Raw genomic sequence first — 16,010 nt, forward strand, 5'->3', positions numbered from 1 at the left:
GGGAGCCACGGAATGGACACCCGGTTCTCCATCGACCCCGCCCCGGAGACCGCCCCCGCCCCCAGGATCCACCACGACGCCCTCGATCCGACGGCGGCGCGCACGGCGGTCCGCGAGCGGCTGGCGCGAGCCCGCGAGGTCTCGCTCTGCTGCCCCGGCGGCGACCCGACCGGCGCGGCGCTGGCCGAGCTGGTGCTCACCGGTCTCCCCCGCGGCCGGCCCGCCTCACGCACCCGGATCGTCCACCAGCACCCCGCCCGGTTCCACCTCACCACCCAGCACCAGGCCCGGACCGCCGCGGGCGTCGGCGCCGAGGTACGGACCACCGGGGAGAGCTGCGGCGCCATGCTGGTCGTCGACCGGGAGTGCGTCTTCCTGCCGGAGCGTGAACGGGCCGCCGGACTGGTCCTGGTGACCCAGCCCTCCGTGGTGGCCCACCTCGCCGACTCCTTCGAGACGCTCTGGCACCAGGGCGCCGCCTTCCGCAGCGGACCGGCCGCCGCCCGCGCCGTCTCCGACGAACTGCGCACCACCATCCTGCGGCTGCTGGCCGACGGGCTGAAGGACGAGGTCATCGCCCGCCGGCTCGGCCTCTCCCTGCGCAACTGCCGCCGCCACATCGCCGGCCTGTACAGCGCGCTGGGCGCCGAGAGCCGCTTCCAGGCGGGCGTACTGGCCGAACGCCACGGCCTCACGGCGAACCGGCCGGCCCCCGGCGGCCCCTGGCCGACGGTGGTCGACCGTTCGACCTTCAGCCTGCCAGTACCGTGACCGCGATGGTCGGACAGACGCCGACGACCGCACCGCAGGTGCTGACCGGAAGCGGAGTCCCAGTACTTCTTGCTGTCGTGCTCACCCGTCGGCGAGGCGTTGGATGGTGGCGCTCAGCCAGGCTTGGAGATCGGCGGGGTCGCCGAGTTCGGAACGTAGGACCCGGCGGCGGGTCGAGACGCCGAGCACGAAGGCGTCGATCGCTGCGGCTCGGCTGCGGGCGTCCGCGTCGTCCAGGCCGCTGTCGCGCAGGTAGCGGTGCAGCGGCTCCAGTGAGTGCGTGTCGAGGAAGGCGGCCAGCGCCTCCGCTGCCTCCGGGCGTTCGCCGGACGCGCGGTGCAGCACGAGCAGTGGATCCTCTCCGGGTGCGCCGAACCAGCGCTGGACGATGCTCGCCGCAAGGCGCGAACCCAGCGCGGAACGGTCGCCGTCGAAGGAGGTGGAGACCGGGATCTCCACCCGGGTTGCCGCCAGGAAAAGGCCGTCCTTGCCGCCGAAGTAGCGCGTGATGAGGTTGGGCGACACCCCGGCCGCGTCGGCCACGCCTTTGACCGTGATCGCCGCGTACCCGTGCTGGGCGAACTGGCGTTGCGCGTGTTCCAGGATCCGCTGCCTGGTGGCGGCAGCATTGCGCGAATTCATGTGTACGAGCATACACATCATGTGTACGCTGATACACATGAATGACGAGATGCGGGAACGACTCCGGCGAACGCGGCGTGTCGCGACCCCGTGGAGTGACGACGGGACGCGCGGCATCGGCGGCACCCACCTCGACGAACTGCTCGAACGCTGGGTGAACGGGTACGACTGGGGCGTGCACGAGCGCCGCATCAGCGAGTTCCCCTGGGCGACGGTGCGGGCAGGCGACACCGACCTGCGGGTGATCCACCAGAGGTCCGCGAGTCCCGGTGCTCCGGTTGTCGTGCTGCTCCATGGCTGGCCGGACTCGGTGTTGCGGTTCGAGCGTGTCCTGCCCTTGCTCGCGGACATGCACGTGGTGGTTCCCGCACTGCCGGGCTTCCCGTTCGCGCCCCCGCTCACCACTCCCGGCATGTCCGTCAACCGGATCGCCGGGATCGTCGCGGACGCTCTGGACGAACTCGGTTACTCGCGGTACACGGTGTCCGGCGGCGATGTGGGTGGCACCGTCGCGGAACTCCTCGCGGCCGAACACCCGGACCGGGTGGCCGCCCTGCACCTCACGAACATCGCCCCGCAGCGTGCGCTCACGGCGGACCCGGCGAAGCTCGCGCCCGACGCGGCGGCCTACCTCCGCCGGTCGGCGCAGTGGTTCCGGACCGAGGGCGGGTACATCGCGGAGCAGTCCACGCGGCCGAACACACTCGCCGTCGCCCTCGGCGACTCACCCGCCGGCCTCGCGGCCTGGATCATCGAGAAACTGGAGTCCTGGTCCGACGAGTCGGCCTTCACGCCGGACGACCTTCTCACCTGGGTCACCGCCTACTGGGTCACCGGCACGATCGGCACATCCTTCACCACCTATGTCGAACCGGCCGTCCTCCCTGACCGGATCGACACTCCGACCGTGCTCTCCGTGTTCCCGCGCGACATCAAACCGGAACCCCGCAGCTACGCCGAGGCGTTCCTGAACGTCTGCGACTACGTGGAACACCGTGCCGGCGGCCACTTCGCAGCCTGGGAACAGCCCGAGGCTTACGCCGCCGACGTACACCGCGCGGTCGAGCTGGGCGCCCGGAACGGCCCACGGCGTGGCAGCCGCCACCGTGAACGTTCGTGGTCACGGCACCAGCCGGCCACCCTCCCCGCCGCGCCCGATCCGTGGCAGAGTGGAGGGGCCGGGAGAGCGACCTGAGCGGTGGCCGACCTCCCCCGGAGTCCTTGCCGAGGTCTCCCATGGCACAGCAGTACGACCTCCGCTCCATCGCCCCGGAGGCCCTCGCGGCCGTGGGCGTGCTGGGCCGGCGGGTCGGAGGCGGGCGCGCCTCGATCGAGCCCCCGGATCCGGGGCGGCCCTGGCGTTGGCGCTGGTCCCCCGGTCTCCTGGACCGGCTCACCGCTGACGCCGAACTGCAGGCAAACCTGAGCCGGAGCTGGGTCGAGGCCGCGGAGCGCGACCCCGATCCGGTGCGGCTGGCCCTGTACGGGGTGCCGCGCACGAAGCGGCACGTGCTGATGACGCGGTTGGCGCAGGCGCGCCCCGAGATCGGCGCAATCGTCATCGCGGACCACACCCTGCGGCCGGAGCCGAACTGGCAGTGGCCGCTGCGGGTCCGCGCCGTCACCCCGCAGGCCGCCGAGGAGCTGTTCGGCGGCCTTGCCCAGGAAGTCGCGCGAGGGATCGACGCGCACCCCCTCGGCGAACCGGACGAGGACTGCGACCTCCTGGCCGTCTCCGACACCGCCGACCTCGACACGCTGTCGACCGACAGCGGCCTCAGTGTCACCGGTCTGGTCTGGTGCGCCTCCCAGCTGCCCGATCCGCACCAACTGGCCCGACTCGCGGTGACCGCGCGCCACCTCGACGCCACCGGCTGGGTCGTCGCGGACCTCTCGGACACCGACGCCGCCGACTGGCTCGCCCGGTTCGTCCGCAGTCTCAGCGAGAACCCCGCCCTCGACGAGGCGGCCGACCACGCGGGCTCCTGGCTGACGGTGGTCCACCCCTACGAAATGGAGTTCCACGCGGCGCTCAGGGACACACCGGCCGGTGGGACCGCGAATCCCCCGCTGCCGAACCTCCCTCCGGCGCCATCGGATGCCTACCTCCGCGGGGAGGGGTCCGGCTTCTCCGGGCCCTCCGGCCGGCTGCGGGGCGCCGCCAGGGTCCTCAGCCAGGCCGGGAGCCGCCTCGGCGCCGCCGTCCGGTCCGCCCGGCCGAGGCTCAGCGAGAAGACGGCCGCCGGCCGGAAGGTCCGCAGTGCCCAGGCGGCGACCGCCCCCGCCGAGGACCGCTACCTCCAGGCGTCCGTCACCGACGGAGGTACGGGCACCCCACGTCGGCACGCCTTCCGTCCCGACGCGACCAACGACATCCATATCCGGGTGGGGCCGGAGAGCGCCGAGTGGCGGCGGACGACGGCTGCCTTTCCCGAGCAGGGCCTGGAGTTCAAGGGCGGGGCGGCGCGGCTCACGGTCACCTTCGACGAGGAGCGGGACGAGGCCTCCCTCCACGATCCGGTGAAGGTCTTCCTGCCGCCGCGCGGCGCGTCCAGCGAGGCCGTCTTCCCGGTCGAGGTCCGCGCGCGGGAGCGGACGATCCGCTGCACGGCCCGCGTCTTCTACCGCAAGCGCCAGCTGCAGCGGCTGGTGATCACCGGCCCCGTCGCCGCGTCCGACGAGGCGGTCGACGGACGGGAGATCGCGGTCAACACCGAGGCCTTCGACGTGCTCGCCGCGCCGCAGCCCCAGCCCGACCAGGCCGCGGCGACCCGCTCGGAGACGATCCGGATCGAGAGCGACAGCGAACTGGTGGTCGGCGTCGGGGAGAACAACCGGGTGCGGATCTCGGAGCTCGGCACGTTCCGGGCCAGGGTCCGGGAACTGCTCGGTGACTCCGTGAACAAGGACGCCGCCGCCGTCGGGCCCGACGCACCAGCCCCGCTCCGGCTGCTCCTCGGCCTCGCCCAACAGGGCAGCGCCCTCTACCGCAAGCTGGACGACTCGGGGTTCGGCGACCTGAAGGACGCCGTCGCGCTGCAGCTGGTCTCGACCGAGGCGGCCGAGCTCTGGCCGCTGGAGTTCGTCTACGACCACGGCTATCCCCTCGACACCGCTGCCCTCTGCGCCGGGTGGCGGCAGGGCCTGGAGACCGGCACCTGCGCCTGCTGCGCGTCCGACGGCGGTCCCGAGCACGGCCACCGGACGATCTGCCCGCTCGGCTTCTGGGGTCTGCGGATGGTGATCGAGCGCCGGGTGGAACGCGCCGGGCTCGACCGCACCGTGGTGGAACAGGCCCCGCAGGGCACCCGCAGCACCCTGCGCCCGGTCGACAGCGCCCTGTTCGCGGCGAGCCGGAAGTGCCGTAAGCCCGACCTGGACCAGGCCGTCCAGGCCCTGCTGGCTTCCCTCGGCGGCACCGCCCTGCACCGGGCCGAGAGCTGGCGGCACTGGCTGACGGTGGTCGAGGCGGAAGGCCCCCCGCTGCTGCTGGCCGTTCCCCACAACACCCATGACGCCGGAGGCATCCCGGTCCTGGTGATCGGCAAGCAGAGCGAGCTGCCGTCGCTCCTGATCGACCGCCGGCACATCGTCTCCGACCGGCACGACCACGAGGTCGGCCCGGTGGTCATGCTGCTCGGCTGCAACACCGCGCAGGAGGACATCAGCTGGCAGAACGTGGCGGCGCGGTTCCTGGAGAAGAGCGCCCCGGTGGTGGTCGGGACGCTCGTCCCGACTCTCGGCCGCCAGGCGACGGTGATGGCGAGCATCGCCGGCGGGATGCTCGCCGGGAACACCCGCCAGGACCTGAGCATCGGCGAGCTGGTACGCGACATCCGGCGGCAGCTGCTGCTCAGGGGCTGCACGCTCGCCATGGCGGTGGTGGCCTTCGGTGACGCCCGCTGGCTGGTCGGCAACCGGGGGGCCGTCACCGACACTCCACCGGGAGGCACGCCGTGATCACCATCGAGATGCTGCCCGCCGCGCACGGCGACGCGCTGTGGGTCGAGTGGCCCGGCAGCGGTACGGACGTCCACCGGATGCTGGTCGACGGCGGCCCGAGCACGGTCTACCGGGCGGTCTTCGAGAAGGTGAAGGCGCTGCCGGCCGGCAGCCGCCACCTGGACGTCCTGGTCGTGACCCATGTGGACGCCGACCACATCGAGGGCGTCGTGCGCCTCCTGCTGGACCGCCCCAAACTCGGCCTGGCCATCGACGACGTCTGGTTCAACGGCTGGCCGCAGATCTTCGAGGAGGCCGACCTGCTCGGCCCCGCCCAGGGCGAGATGGTCCAGGCGATGATCGACCGCCAGCAGCTGTCCTGGAACGCCTCCTTCGGGAAGTCCCCGCCCGGCGACCCGCCGCACGCCCTCTGTCTCCCCGCTACCGGGGACCTGCCGACCGCCGAACTGCCCGGCGGCGCCCGGGCGACCCTGCTCTCCCCCGGTCGCCCCGAGCTGGACAAGCTGATGGGGGAATGGGGAAAGACGGTGCGCAGCCTCGGAATGACCCCCGGCAACCCCGACCAGGCCCTGGCTCTGCTGGCCGAGAGCAAGCGGCTGCGCGGCCTGGCCCACGACCTGCTCGGCGGCGAGCGGCCGGACACCTCGATCCCCAACGGCTCCAGCATCGCCTTCCTGCTGGAGCACGACGGGCACCGGCTGCTGCTCACCGGCGACAGCCACGGGGACGTGCTCGGGCGCGGCCTGGACCGGCTGATGGCGCAGCGCGGCGGCGACACGGTGACGGTCGACGCCCTGAAGGTCCCGCACCACGGCAGCGCGGCCAACAACACCGACGGCCTGCTGTCCCGGCTGGACACCCGCCGCTTCCTCGTCTCGACCAACGGCGCCGTCTTCAAGCACCCCGACAAGGCGGCGGTCGACCGGATGATCACGGCCGGGAGCCGCGGCGCCGGGACCGCCGAGATCGTCTTCAACTACCGCAGCCCGACGACGGAACCCTGGGCCGACGCCGCGCTCCAGCAGGAGCGCCGCTACACCGCGGTCTACCCGGCGACGTCGGCGGTCGGCACGACCGTGGAGGTCTGAGTCATGGCCCGCATCGGAGTCGCCCTGTCCGGCGGTGGCTACCGCGCCACCATGTGGGGCCTCGGCGCCCTGCTGTACCTCGCCGAGCACGGCCGGAACAAGGACGTGGTGGCGATCTCCTCGGTGTCCGGCGGCTCGGTCGCCAACGGGGTGGTCGCCCACGAGACCGACTTCCGGCAGGACCCGGGTGAGGGGTTCGCCGAGCGGGTCCGCCCGCTGGTCCACCACTGCGCCCGTACCGGCCTGTTCTTCTGGGGGCCGTCGACCAACCGGTACGTGCGTTCGCTGTTCGCCCTCGCCGCGCTGGCGCTGGCCACCCTGCTCGCCGGGGTCGTGGTCACCGCGGTGGACGGTCTGCGGCTGCTCGCCGGTGTGCTGCTGGGCGCGGGGCTGCTGCTCCTGGTCGGGGCGCTGGCGGTGTTCGGGCGGCGCAGCGCCGTCGTGGACCGGGCGCTGGCCGGGGCGTTCTTCCACCGCGACGGCCGCCCGACGGAGCTCTCCGCCGTGCGACGCTCCGTCGACCACGTCTTCTGCACCACCGAGTTGCAGAGCGGCGACCACTTCTACTTCTCGCCCGGGTTCGTCTACGGGTTCCGCTTCGGCACCGGCGTGCCGGGCGGTCTCCCGCTGTCCACGGCGGTCCAGGCCTCGGCCTGTCTGCCGGGCGCCTTCGCCGTCCGCCGGCTCCCCACGGCCCGCCACCGCTTCCCGCCGCCCGCCGGGCCCGCCGGGCCGGCCGCCGACCTGGTGCTCACCGACGGCGGGGTGTACGACAACATGGCCGACCAGTGGCTGGTGGGGCTGGCCGAGCGGGTGCGGCGCCCCGACCACCCGCAGGTCGACTACGAGCTGGACGAGATCGTCGTGGTCAACGCCTCGGCCGGAATGACCTGGAAGCCGTTCCGCTCCTCGTGGGTCCCCGCGGTCGGCGAACTGCTCGCGCTGGTCCGGATCAAGAGCGTGATGTACGACGTCGGCACCAGCCTGCGGCGCAGTGAGCTGGTCCGGTGGTCCGCCCGGGCCGGGCTGACCGGCGGGCCGACCGGTGCGCTGGTCCACATCGCGCAGTCGCCGTACCGGGTGGCCGACGCGTACGCGCGCGCGGCCGACGCGGCCGGCGGGGGTGCCGGGGCCGACGACGCGGACCGCGCCGCCCGGGCCGCCCGGGCCAAGGAGGTGCTGGAGCTGCTGGGCGACGACCCGGGCCGGCGCGCCCGCTGGGACGAGCTCACGACCAGGAGCCGCACCACCCCGACCGTGCTGCGCAAGCTCGGCGCCGACCGCACCGCGGACCTGCTGCTGCACTCCTACGTCCTCGCCGCCTGCAACCTGCACGTCCTGCTGGACTACCCGCTGCCGGCCACCCTGCCCGACCGCGACCGCTTCCTCGACCTCACCACCCGTCCCGGCGGCGCGGGTTGACGCCGCCGCGCCACCGCGCCGCCGGGACGTCACGGGCGTACGCGCACCGCCGTCACCAGCGGTCGTGCACCTGCGGCCGGATCCGGCGGTCGTAGAGCTCCCGCACGGCCGCCAGGGTGGTCGGCGGCAGCGGCGCCTGCTCGGCGGCGGCCGCGTTGGCGCGGGCCTGCGCCACGTTGCGGGCGCCGGGGATCACCGTCGTCACCCCCGGCTGCTGGACGATCCAGCGCAGCGCGGTCTGCGCCGCGGTGGCGCCCTCCGGGGCGAGGGCGGCGAACTCCGCGGCCGCCTCGACGCCGGTCGCGAAGTCCACCCCGGAGAAGGTCTCGCCCTGGTCGAAGGCCTCGCCGTGGCGGTTGTAGCTGCGGTGGTCGTCGGGCGCGAAGACGGTGCGCTCGCTGTAGCGGCCGGAGAGCAGCCCCGAGGCCAGCGGCACCCGGGCCAGGATCCCGACCCCGGCCGCCTCGGCGGCGGGCAGCACCCGCTCCAGCGGCTTGAGGCGGAAGGCGTTCAGGATGATCTGCACGCTGGCGACGCCCGGGCGGGCGATCGCGGTCAGCGCCTCCGCGCAGGTCTCCACGCTCACCCCGTACGCGGCGATCCGTTCCTCGGCCACCAGGGTGTCCAGGGCGTCGAACACCTCGTCCGAGGAGTAGACCGGCGTCGGCGGGCAGTGCAGCTGCACCAGGTCGAGCCGGTCGACGCCCAGGTTGGCCCGGGAACGGTCGACCCAGGCGCGGAAGTTGTCGAGGCGGTAGTGCTCGGGCCGCTGCTCGACCCGGCGTCCGAACTTGGTGGCGACGAACACCTCCGCGTCCGGGCGTTCCTTGAGGAAGCGGCCGATCAGCCGCTCGCTGCGGCCGTCGCCGTAGACGTCGGCGGTGTCGAAGAGGGTGACGCCGTCCGCCACGGAGGCCTCCAGCACGGCCAGGGCGTCCTCCTCCCGGACGTCCCCCCAGTCCGCGCCGAGTTGCCAGGTGCCGAGTCCGATGATCGATACGGGCCGTCCGGTGCGGCCGAGTACACGCTGTTCCATGGGGACGACCCTCTCATCCGCCGCCCTTCCCGTCTTCCCGGCCCGCGGACGGCGCGGCCGCCGCACCCGCCGCGGCGGCACCGCCGGCCTCGGCGGCGGCGGGGGCCGGGCCGTGCAGCAGCCGGGTGATGGCCACCCAGCCGGCCCCGTGGAGCACCACGCTGCCGGCCACCGTGAGCGTCATGGTGTCCAGGGCGAGGACGACGTAGAGCCCGTCCGGGAGGCCGTTGAAGGCGAGCAGGCCGAAGACGATGGAGGTGGTGCCGCGCGGTCCGAGCGCGCCGAGCAGGACCATTGCCAGCAGGCTCAGCGGCATCGCCACCAGCAGCACCCGGGCCACCGAGGCGGGGTCGTTGCCGAACAGCCGTCCGCCGGGCAGTTCGGTGGCGTCGACGAACAGCAGGACGGCCAGGATGACCTCGGCCACGTGCTGGGCGACTTCGGAGTTGATGGTGGCGGCGAGGTGGCTGTGGGTGAACACCCCGGTGAGGACCCCCGCGAGCACCAGTACCAGCGGCGCCCGGACGTGCCACGTCTCCAGCCGTCCGGCGACCAGCGACCAGGCCGCCACCACGGTGGTGATGACGATCAGTACAAAGATCATCGTTGAGGGTGACCCGGGGCCGCCGCCGATCCGGGGAGGCAGCGGCCAGGGTGGGGCACCGATTCCTCAGAACCACTCGGGGCGGCACTCCGCGGCGGTCCGGTCCAGGCTGTCCAGCAGGTCGAACTGCGGCCCGGTGCGCGGGAGTTCGACGGTGAAGAAGTAGCGGGCGGCCTGCCGCTTGCCCTCCCGGAAGGCGTCCGTGCCGCCGCCGAGGGCGAGGTACTGCTCCAGCCAGATCCAGGCCAGCACCACGTGGCCGACGGCCTCCAGGTAGACGGTGGCGTTGGCCAGCGCGGTCGCCGGGTCCCCGGTGGACCAGAGCACGGCGGTGGTCCTGGCCACCCGGGCCGCAGCCGCGTCCAGCCGATCGGCGAGCCCGGCAGCCTCGCCCCCGGCGGCCCGGGCCCGCAGCGTGGTCTCCGCCAGGGTGTCGAGGAGCAGCCGCAGCCCGGCGCCACCGTCCATGACGACCTTGCGGCCGAGCAGGTCGAGGCCGTGGATGCCGTGGGTGCCCTCGTGGATCGGGTTGAGCCGGTTGTCGCGGTAGAACTGCTCGACGTCGTACTCCCGGGTGTAGCCGTAGCCGCCGTGGACCTGGATGGCGAGGTCGTTGGCGGCCAGGCACCACTGCGAGGGCCAGCTCTTGGCGATCGGCGTCAGGACGTCCAGCAGCAGGTGGGCCCGGGCGCGGTCGTCCTCCCGCTCGGCGGTGGCCTCCTCGTCGAGCAGCCGGCTGCAGTACAGGCCGAGGGCGAGCGCGCCCTCGACGTAGCTCTTCTGCGCGAGCAGCATCCGGCGCACGTCCGGGTGCTCGATGATCGGCACCTGCGGCGCGGCCGGGTCCTTGCCCCCGAGCGGGCGGCCCTGCGGGCGGGTGCGGGCGTAGTCGAGGGCGTGCAGGTAGCCGGTGTAGCCGAGGGCGGTGGCGCCCTGGCCGACGCCGATCCGGGCCTCGTTCATCATGTGGAACATGTACGCGAGCCCGTGGTGGGCCTCGCCGACCAGGTGGCCCACCGCGCCCGGGGCGCCGCCGGGGGTGTGCCGGCCCTCGCCGAAGTTGAGCAGGGCGTTGGTGGTGCCGCGGTAGCCCATCTTGTGGTTGAGGCCGGCGAGCACCACGTCGTTGCGCTCCCCCGCCGTGCCGTCCGGGCGGACCAGGAACTTGGGCACGATGAAGAGCGAGATGCCCTTCACCCCCGCCGGACCGCCGGGGATCTTCGCCAGCACCAGGTGGACGATGTTCTCGCCGAGCTCGTGGTCGCCGCCGGAGATCCAGGTCTTGGTGCCGAAGAGCCGGAAGCCGCCGTCCGGCTGCGGCACCGCCCGGGTGGTGATGTCCGCCAGCGAGGAGCCGGCCTGCGGCTCGGACAGGCACATGGTGCCGAAGAAGCGGCCCTCGACCATCGGCCGCACATAGGTGTCGACCTGCTCCCGGCTGCCGTGCGCCAGCAGCAGGTTGGCGTTGCCGACGGTGAGCAGCGGGTACGAGGCGGTGGCGATGTTCGCGGCCTGGAACCAGGCCCGGCAGGCGTTGGCGACCACGTGGGGCAGCTGCTGCCCGCCGATCTCCTCGTCCATGGCCGCGCCGATGAAGCCGGCCTCGGCGTGCACCGCCAGGGCCTGCGCCACCTCCGGGACGAGGTGCACCCGCTCGCCGTCGAAGCGCGGCTCCTCGGCGTCGTTCTTCTTGTTGTGCGGGGCGAAGTGCCGGGTCGCGACGGTCTCGCTGAGGTCCAGCACCGCGTCGAAGGTGGACCGGTCGTGGTCGGCGAAGCGGGCGCGCCTGGTCAGCGCGGTGACGTCCAGCCAGTCGTGCAGCAGGAAGTCGAGGTCGCGGCGGGAGAGCAGCAGGGAGTCCAAGGCCGGGCATCCGATCGCAGCAGGGGCAGGGGCAGGGGCAGGGGCACCGTACGGGCAGCGGGGATCTTCCCGTCCGCCGGGCCACCGACACCCCGTCCGGCCGCCGTCTCCACGCGCCCCGGCTGACCGGTTCCTCAGACGCGGTGCCGATCGTGCCGGGGTGCCCGGGTAAGGTGGTCGATCGTGGCCAGTCGTAAAACGTCGATCCTGGAAGCAGCGGCACGGGTGATCGCCCGGCGCGGCGTGCGCGGGCTGCGGGTGGAAGAGCTCGCGGCCGAGGCGGGTGTGTCGACCGCGCTCATCTACTACCACTTCAAGGACCGTACGGGGATCCTCCGTCAGACCCTGGAGTTCATCAACGACCGGGCGGAGCGCTACACGACCGAGCGCCCCGCCGACGCGCCGCCGCCGACTCCGCGTGAGGAGCTGGAGCAGACGCTGCTGCTGGAGCTCCAGGACACCGTCGAGGTGCGGGAGAACAGCACCGCCTGGGGTGAGCTGCGGGCGAGCGCGGTGTTCGACGAGACGCTGCGCGAGGACCTGGCGCGGGCCACCCGGATCTGGGTGCAGGAGATCGCCGAACTGCTCGGCGTGGTGCGGCCGATGTCCTCGGCGGTCGCGCTGGCCGGTGCGGCGGAGCGGCTGACCGCGCTGCTGGAGGGGCTGAGTACCCGCTGGCTCAGCGGCAGCCTCCCGCTGGCGCACGCCCGGACGCTGCTGGCCGACGCGATCGACGCCGAGGTGGCCCGGCTCGGCTCCTGAGCCGGGTCCGCTTCCTGGGCCGGATCCCGCGTTTTCGGCGGCCAGGACCGGTTCCCGGTCACGCGGAATCCGCACGGAATCCCCACGCTTGCGCCGGTCGGCGTCACGCTCCGCACCCTCGGCGTCGAGGATGCGTGACGCCACGCCCGCGAGTTTGACTGACTTTTCAGTCAGTGCGAGCCTGAACGGGCAGGCGGGGCGCTCCCGCCGGTCCCTCCCCCGTGGTGCGCCGGTCTGCCCCGGCGCGAAGAGTGGACCTGGCGGCCATGCACCCCTCCCGGCACCGTCGCACGATCTGGAGGCCCTCATGACCCACTACCGCGATGACCGTTCCACCGAGCCGTACCCCTGGGTGCCGGCGGACGACGTCCCGCACGCGCGGACCTGGATGTCCTGGCCCTCCCGCCGGGGCGTGTGGGGCCTGCGGCTGGGCGGCGTCCAGGAGGACATCGCCCTGATCGCCCGGACGATCGCCGAGTTCGAGCCGGTGGTCATGTGCGCCCCCGACGACAGGACCGCGGGCAAGGCCCAGGACCGGTGCGGCCCCCGGGTGGAGGTGATCACCGCCGTCCCCACCGACGACCTCTGGATGCGCGACATCGCACCGGTCTTCCGCCGGGACGGCTACGGCGGCCTGGACGCCGTCGTCCTCAACTTCAACGGCTGGGGCAACAAGCAGGTGCACCACGACGACGCCCGGGCCGCCGAGCTGATCGCCACCCGGCGGGGCCTGCGCCACAGCTACGCGGACTTCGTCGGCGAGGGCGGCGCGATCGAGACCGACGGCGACGGCACGGTGATGGCCACCGAGAGCAGCCTGGTCAACAAGAACCGCAACCGCGGCATGAGCCGGGACGAGATCGAGGAGGCCGTCCTGGAGGCCTACGGCGCCGACACCATGATCTGGCTGCCGGGCATCAAGGGCCAGGACATCACCGACGACCACGTGGACGTCACCTCCCGCTTCATCCGCCCCGGCGTGGTGATGGTGCAGCTGCCGCCGCCCGACCGCAACGACGCCTGGGCGCGGGACGCCCGCGAGCAGTTCGCGATCCTCTCCGCCGCCACCGACGCCCGGGGGCGCAGGCTCCAGGTCGTCCCCGTGCACGGCCCGGACACCGTCCGCTCCCGCAGCTCCAAGTTCGTCGACTCCTACCTCAACTTCCACCTCGTCAACGGCGGCGTCATCACCGCCCAGTTCGGCGACGCCCACAAGGACGCCGCGGCCCGGGACGCGCTCGCCGCGGCGTTCCCCGGCCGCGAGGTGGTGCAGCTCGACGTCGACCGCCTGATGGCCGGGGGCGGCGGCATCCACTGCTCGACCATGCACGAGCCGCTGCCGTAGGCCCGTCTTCAAACCCTGTCCACCACCCAGACCCTCAGCTGGAGTTCCCGGATGACCAACGCCCTGCCCCGCCGTACCCTGCTGCGCTCCCTCGCCGGTGCCGGCCTCGGTGTCGGCGCCCTCACCCTCGGCCTCACCGCCTGCGACCCCACTGGCATCGAGGACCCGGAGGGCGCCGTGCCGCCCCAGCCCGGCGGCACCCCCGGCCCGCGCCGCTTCGGCGCCGAGTGGGACAAGCACCTGCGCACGGTGATGTCCTGGCCCGCCTCCGAGTCCGTCTGGGGCGACCAGCTCGCGGACGTCCGCCGGGACGTGGCCGGCCTGGCCCAGGCCATCGCGGCGCGCGAGCCGGTCGTCCTGATGGCCCGCCCCGAGCAGAAGGACGCCGCGCAGAAGGCCTGCGGCTCGGCCGTCGAGGTCGTGCCGATCGCCGTCGACGACCTGTGGGCCCGGGACACCCTGCCGGTCTTCGTCGAGGAGGGCGGCAAGGTCAAGGGCGTCGACTTCAACTTCAACGGCTGGGGCGGCAAGCAGCAGCGCGGCAACGACTCCAAGGTCGCCCGGACGGTGCTGGCGAAGTACGGCGTGGAGCGGATCGAGACCCGGCTGGTCGCCGAGGGCGGCTCCTTCGAGACCGACGGCCAGGGCACCCTGATGGTGACCGAGAGCTCGGTCGTCAACGACAACCGCAACCCTGGCATGAGCCGGGACCAGGTCGAGGCGGAGCTCAGGAAGGTGCTCGGCGTGACCAAGGTGATCTGGCTGGCGGGCGTCAAGGGCAAGGACATCACCGACGCCCACGTCGACTGCCTGACCCGCTTCGTCGCCCCCGGCGTGGTGCTGCTCGACCAGGCCTTCCCGGGCACCCCGCCGGACGTCTGGTCCCGCTCGGCCGACCAGGCCCGCTCGGTCCTGAAGGACGCCACCGACGCGACCGGCAGGAAGCTGCAGGTGGTGGAGCTCCAGCAGCCGGACCCGGACAGGATCACCGGGCGCGGTGACGCCTTCGTCTCCTCGTACATGAACTTCTACATCGGCACCAAGGGCGTCTACCTGCCGAAGTTCGGCGACGCCCGGGCCGACGAGCGGGCGCAGCAGATCATGAAGCAGTACTTCCCGGGCCGGGAGATCGTCCCGGTCAAGATCGACGCGATCGCCGCCGGCGGGGGCGGCATCCACTGCGCCACCCACGACATCCCCGCCCTCGGCTGACCGAACGGAGGCCGGGCCCGGAGCGTTCCCCGGGCCCGGCCTCCGTTCGGGGCGGGTCCGTTCGGGGCCGGGCCGGTCGGCGGACCGGGCCCGGCCCCGGCGGGCTCACCCGGCGGGCTGCTGCTGGGTGGCGCAGTGGATGCCGCCGCCGCCCGCGGCGATGTGGTTGATGGAGACCTGGGTGACCTTCCGGCCGGGGTGGAGGTCGCCGAGGATGCCCGCAGCCCGGTCGTCGGCGGCCTGGTCGCCGAAGCGCGGCACGATGACGCCGCCGTTGCAGACGTAGTAGTTGATGTACGTGGCGAGGAAGTTCTTGCCCGCGCCCGGGATCCGCTCGACGTCGGGCTCGGGGAGGTCGACCACCTTGAGCGTGCGGCCCTTGGCGTCGGTGGTGGAGCCCAGCACTTCCAGGGCCTGGGCGGAGGCGGTGGTCCAGACGTCCGGCGGGGTGTCGGCGGTGGGGCGGTGCAGGACGACGGTGCCGGGCTCGACGAAGCGGGCGAGGGCGTCCACGTGGCAGTCGGTGATGTCCTGACCGGCGACGCCCTTGAACCAGATCACCTTCTCCACGCCGAGCAGTTCCTTGAGGTCCGCCTCGATCCGGTCGCGGGACTTCCCGGGGTTGCGGTTGTCGTTGACCCAGGAGCTCTCGGTGGCCATCAGCGTGCCGTCGCCGTCGACCTCGATGCCGCCGCCCTCGCCGGTGATCGGCGCCTGGACGCGGGTGATCCGGTAGTGGTCGAGGAGGTAGCGGGCGACCTTGGCGTCGTTGGCGTGGGTCTGCTTGCCGCCCCAGCCGTTGAAGTCGAAGTCGACCCCGGCGAGCCCCTGCGGCCCGGTGACGAAGGTCGGGCCGGTGTCCCGGGCCCACAGGTCGTCGACCGTCAGCTCCAGCACCTCCACCGAGGTGCCGCAGGCCTGCCGGGCCTGGTCGGCCTGGTCCGGGCGGGCCAGCAGGACCACCGGCTCGAAGCCGGCGACGGCCTGGGCGAGGCCCGCGATGTCCTGCCGGACGCCGGCCAGCTGGTCGCCCCACACCTCCTCCAGCGCCGGCCAGGCCATGAAGGTGCGGGTGTGCGGGGCGGACTCGGCCGGCATCGCCCACCGGCCGGCCGCCGGGCTGCCGGAGGCGGCCGCGCCCGGGGCCGTGGCGCTCGGGCCGGGCGGCTCCTCCCCGCCGCCGTCGGAGGAGCAGCCGCCGGTCAGGGCCAGTGCGGCGAGCGCGGCGCCGGACTGCAGGATCGAACGGCGGGACGGCCGGGGGTGAGCCATGGGGCCTCTTCCGGTAGGTGTCTGGTCCGG

At 73.3% G+C, this 16,010-nt stretch carries 13 protein-coding genes; 8 read left to right on the plus strand and 5 right to left on the minus strand.

Features of this window, described 5'->3' with window-relative positions; all coding sequences use genetic code 11:
• Positions 1 to 12 precede the first annotated feature (12 nt).
• Entirely contained in the window at positions 13 to 771 is a 759-nt protein-coding gene (locus tag ACYP53_RS24880) for a helix-turn-helix transcriptional regulator (protein WP_189922062.1), read from the plus strand.
• Between the two features lie 81 nt (positions 772 to 852).
• Here ACYP53_RS24880 and ACYP53_RS24885 read toward each other — a convergent pair whose 3' ends face one another.
• The gene (locus tag ACYP53_RS24885) at positions 853 to 1,413 is read right to left on the minus strand and encodes a TetR/AcrR family transcriptional regulator (protein WP_459649029.1); all 561 of its coding nucleotides are present in this window, start codon (positions 1,411 to 1,413) and stop codon (positions 853 to 855) included.
• Between the two features lie 37 nt (positions 1,414 to 1,450).
• Here ACYP53_RS24885 and ACYP53_RS24890 point away from each other — a divergent pair, with 37 nt between their 5' ends.
• Genes ACYP53_RS24890 through ACYP53_RS24905 form a run of 4 tightly spaced genes read left to right on the plus strand, consistent with a single transcriptional unit; the run spans position 1,451 to position 7,886 of the window.
• Positions 1,451 to 2,608 carry an epoxide hydrolase family protein gene (locus ACYP53_RS24890; protein WP_459649030.1) on the plus strand — a complete coding sequence of 386 codons (1,158 nt, stop codon included), beginning with the start codon at positions 1,451 to 1,453 and terminating at the stop codon, positions 2,606 to 2,608.
• A gap of 41 nt (positions 2,609 to 2,649) precedes the next feature.
• Positions 2,650 to 5,373, plus strand: a complete 2,724-nt coding sequence (locus ACYP53_RS24895) for a hypothetical protein (protein ID WP_459649031.1) — start codon at positions 2,650 to 2,652, stop codon at positions 5,371 to 5,373.
• A complete protein-coding gene (locus tag ACYP53_RS24900; RefSeq protein ID WP_459649032.1) occupies positions 5,370 to 6,464 on the plus strand; it encodes a ComEC/Rec2 family competence protein in 1,095 nt (364 codons plus the stop codon). Before ACYP53_RS24895 ends, ACYP53_RS24900 begins: the two co-directional genes overlap by 4 nt.
• Before the next feature lie 3 nt (positions 6,465 to 6,467).
• Positions 6,468 to 7,886, plus strand: coding sequence for a patatin-like phospholipase family protein (locus ACYP53_RS24905; RefSeq protein ID WP_459649033.1), 1,419 nt, complete (start codon positions 6,468 to 6,470; stop codon positions 7,884 to 7,886).
• A 52-nt stretch (positions 7,887 to 7,938) separates the two neighbouring features.
• Here ACYP53_RS24905 and ACYP53_RS24910 read toward each other — a convergent pair whose 3' ends face one another.
• The 3 genes from ACYP53_RS24910 to ACYP53_RS24920 form a co-directional block, all read right to left on the minus strand.
• Positions 7,939 to 8,922 (minus strand): aldo/keto reductase, encoded by a 984-nt coding sequence (locus ACYP53_RS24910; RefSeq protein ID WP_459649034.1) that lies wholly within the window; start codon positions 8,920 to 8,922, stop codon positions 7,939 to 7,941.
• 13 nt (positions 8,923 to 8,935) lie between these two features.
• Positions 8,936 to 9,526: a hypothetical protein gene (locus ACYP53_RS24915; protein WP_459649035.1), complete on the minus strand. Its 591-nt coding sequence runs from the start codon at positions 9,524 to 9,526 to the stop codon at positions 8,936 to 8,938.
• 66 nt (positions 9,527 to 9,592) lie between these two features.
• Positions 9,593 to 11,389 (minus strand): acyl-CoA dehydrogenase, encoded by a 1,797-nt coding sequence (locus ACYP53_RS24920; RefSeq protein WP_189922046.1) that lies wholly within the window; start codon positions 11,387 to 11,389, stop codon positions 9,593 to 9,595.
• Positions 11,390 to 11,572: 183 nt separating this feature from the next.
• On the opposite strand from ACYP53_RS24920, the gene ACYP53_RS24925 reads away from it, so the two are divergent.
• The 3 genes from ACYP53_RS24925 (at position 11,573) to ACYP53_RS24935 (ending at position 14,708) form a co-directional block, all read left to right on the plus strand.
• A complete protein-coding gene (locus tag ACYP53_RS24925; protein ID WP_189922044.1) occupies positions 11,573 to 12,151 on the plus strand; it encodes a TetR/AcrR family transcriptional regulator in 579 nt (192 codons plus the stop codon).
• A 307-nt stretch (positions 12,152 to 12,458) separates the two neighbouring features.
• Entirely contained in the window at positions 12,459 to 13,496 is a 1,038-nt protein-coding gene (locus tag ACYP53_RS24930) for an agmatine deiminase family protein (protein ID WP_459649036.1), read from the plus strand.
• A 51-nt stretch (positions 13,497 to 13,547) separates the two neighbouring features.
• Positions 13,548 to 14,708, plus strand: coding sequence for an agmatine deiminase family protein (locus tag ACYP53_RS24935; RefSeq protein ID WP_189922040.1), 1,161 nt, complete (start codon positions 13,548 to 13,550; stop codon positions 14,706 to 14,708).
• A gap of 105 nt (positions 14,709 to 14,813) precedes the next feature.
• On the opposite strand, the gene ACYP53_RS24940 is transcribed toward ACYP53_RS24935, so the two are convergent.
• Positions 14,814 to 15,980 (minus strand): agmatine deiminase family protein, encoded by a 1,167-nt coding sequence (locus ACYP53_RS24940; RefSeq protein ID WP_459649037.1) that lies wholly within the window; start codon positions 15,978 to 15,980, stop codon positions 14,814 to 14,816.
• Between the last annotated feature and the right edge of the window lie 30 nt (positions 15,981 to 16,010).

The sequence above is a fragment of the Kitasatospora sp. Ki12 genome (genome assembly GCF_054601375.1).

Excerpts from the sequence above, each read along its gene's own strand:
- ACYP53_RS24880 (WP_189922062.1), top strand. The coding sequence starts at position 13 with ATGGACACCCGGTTCTCCATCGACCCCGCCCCGGAGACCGCCCCCGCC.
- ACYP53_RS24885 (WP_459649029.1), bottom strand. The coding sequence starts at position 1,413 with ATGAATTCGCGCAATGCTGCCGCCACCAGGCAGCGGATCCTGGAACAC.
- ACYP53_RS24890 (WP_459649030.1), top strand. The coding sequence starts at position 1,451 with ATGAATGACGAGATGCGGGAACGACTCCGGCGAACGCGGCGTGTCGCG.
- ACYP53_RS24895 (WP_459649031.1), top strand. The coding sequence starts at position 2,650 with ATGGCACAGCAGTACGACCTCCGCTCCATCGCCCCGGAGGCCCTCGCG.
- ACYP53_RS24905 (WP_459649033.1), top strand. The coding sequence starts at position 6,468 with ATGGCCCGCATCGGAGTCGCCCTGTCCGGCGGTGGCTACCGCGCCACC.
- ACYP53_RS24910 (WP_459649034.1), bottom strand. The coding sequence starts at position 8,922 with ATGGAACAGCGTGTACTCGGCCGCACCGGACGGCCCGTATCGATCATC.
- ACYP53_RS24915 (WP_459649035.1), bottom strand. The coding sequence starts at position 9,526 with ATGATCTTTGTACTGATCGTCATCACCACCGTGGTGGCGGCCTGGTCG.
- ACYP53_RS24930 (WP_459649036.1), top strand. The coding sequence starts at position 12,459 with ATGACCCACTACCGCGATGACCGTTCCACCGAGCCGTACCCCTGGGTG.
- ACYP53_RS24935 (WP_189922040.1), top strand. The coding sequence starts at position 13,548 with ATGACCAACGCCCTGCCCCGCCGTACCCTGCTGCGCTCCCTCGCCGGT.
- ACYP53_RS24940 (WP_459649037.1), bottom strand. The coding sequence starts at position 15,980 with ATGGCTCACCCCCGGCCGTCCCGCCGTTCGATCCTGCAGTCCGGCGCC.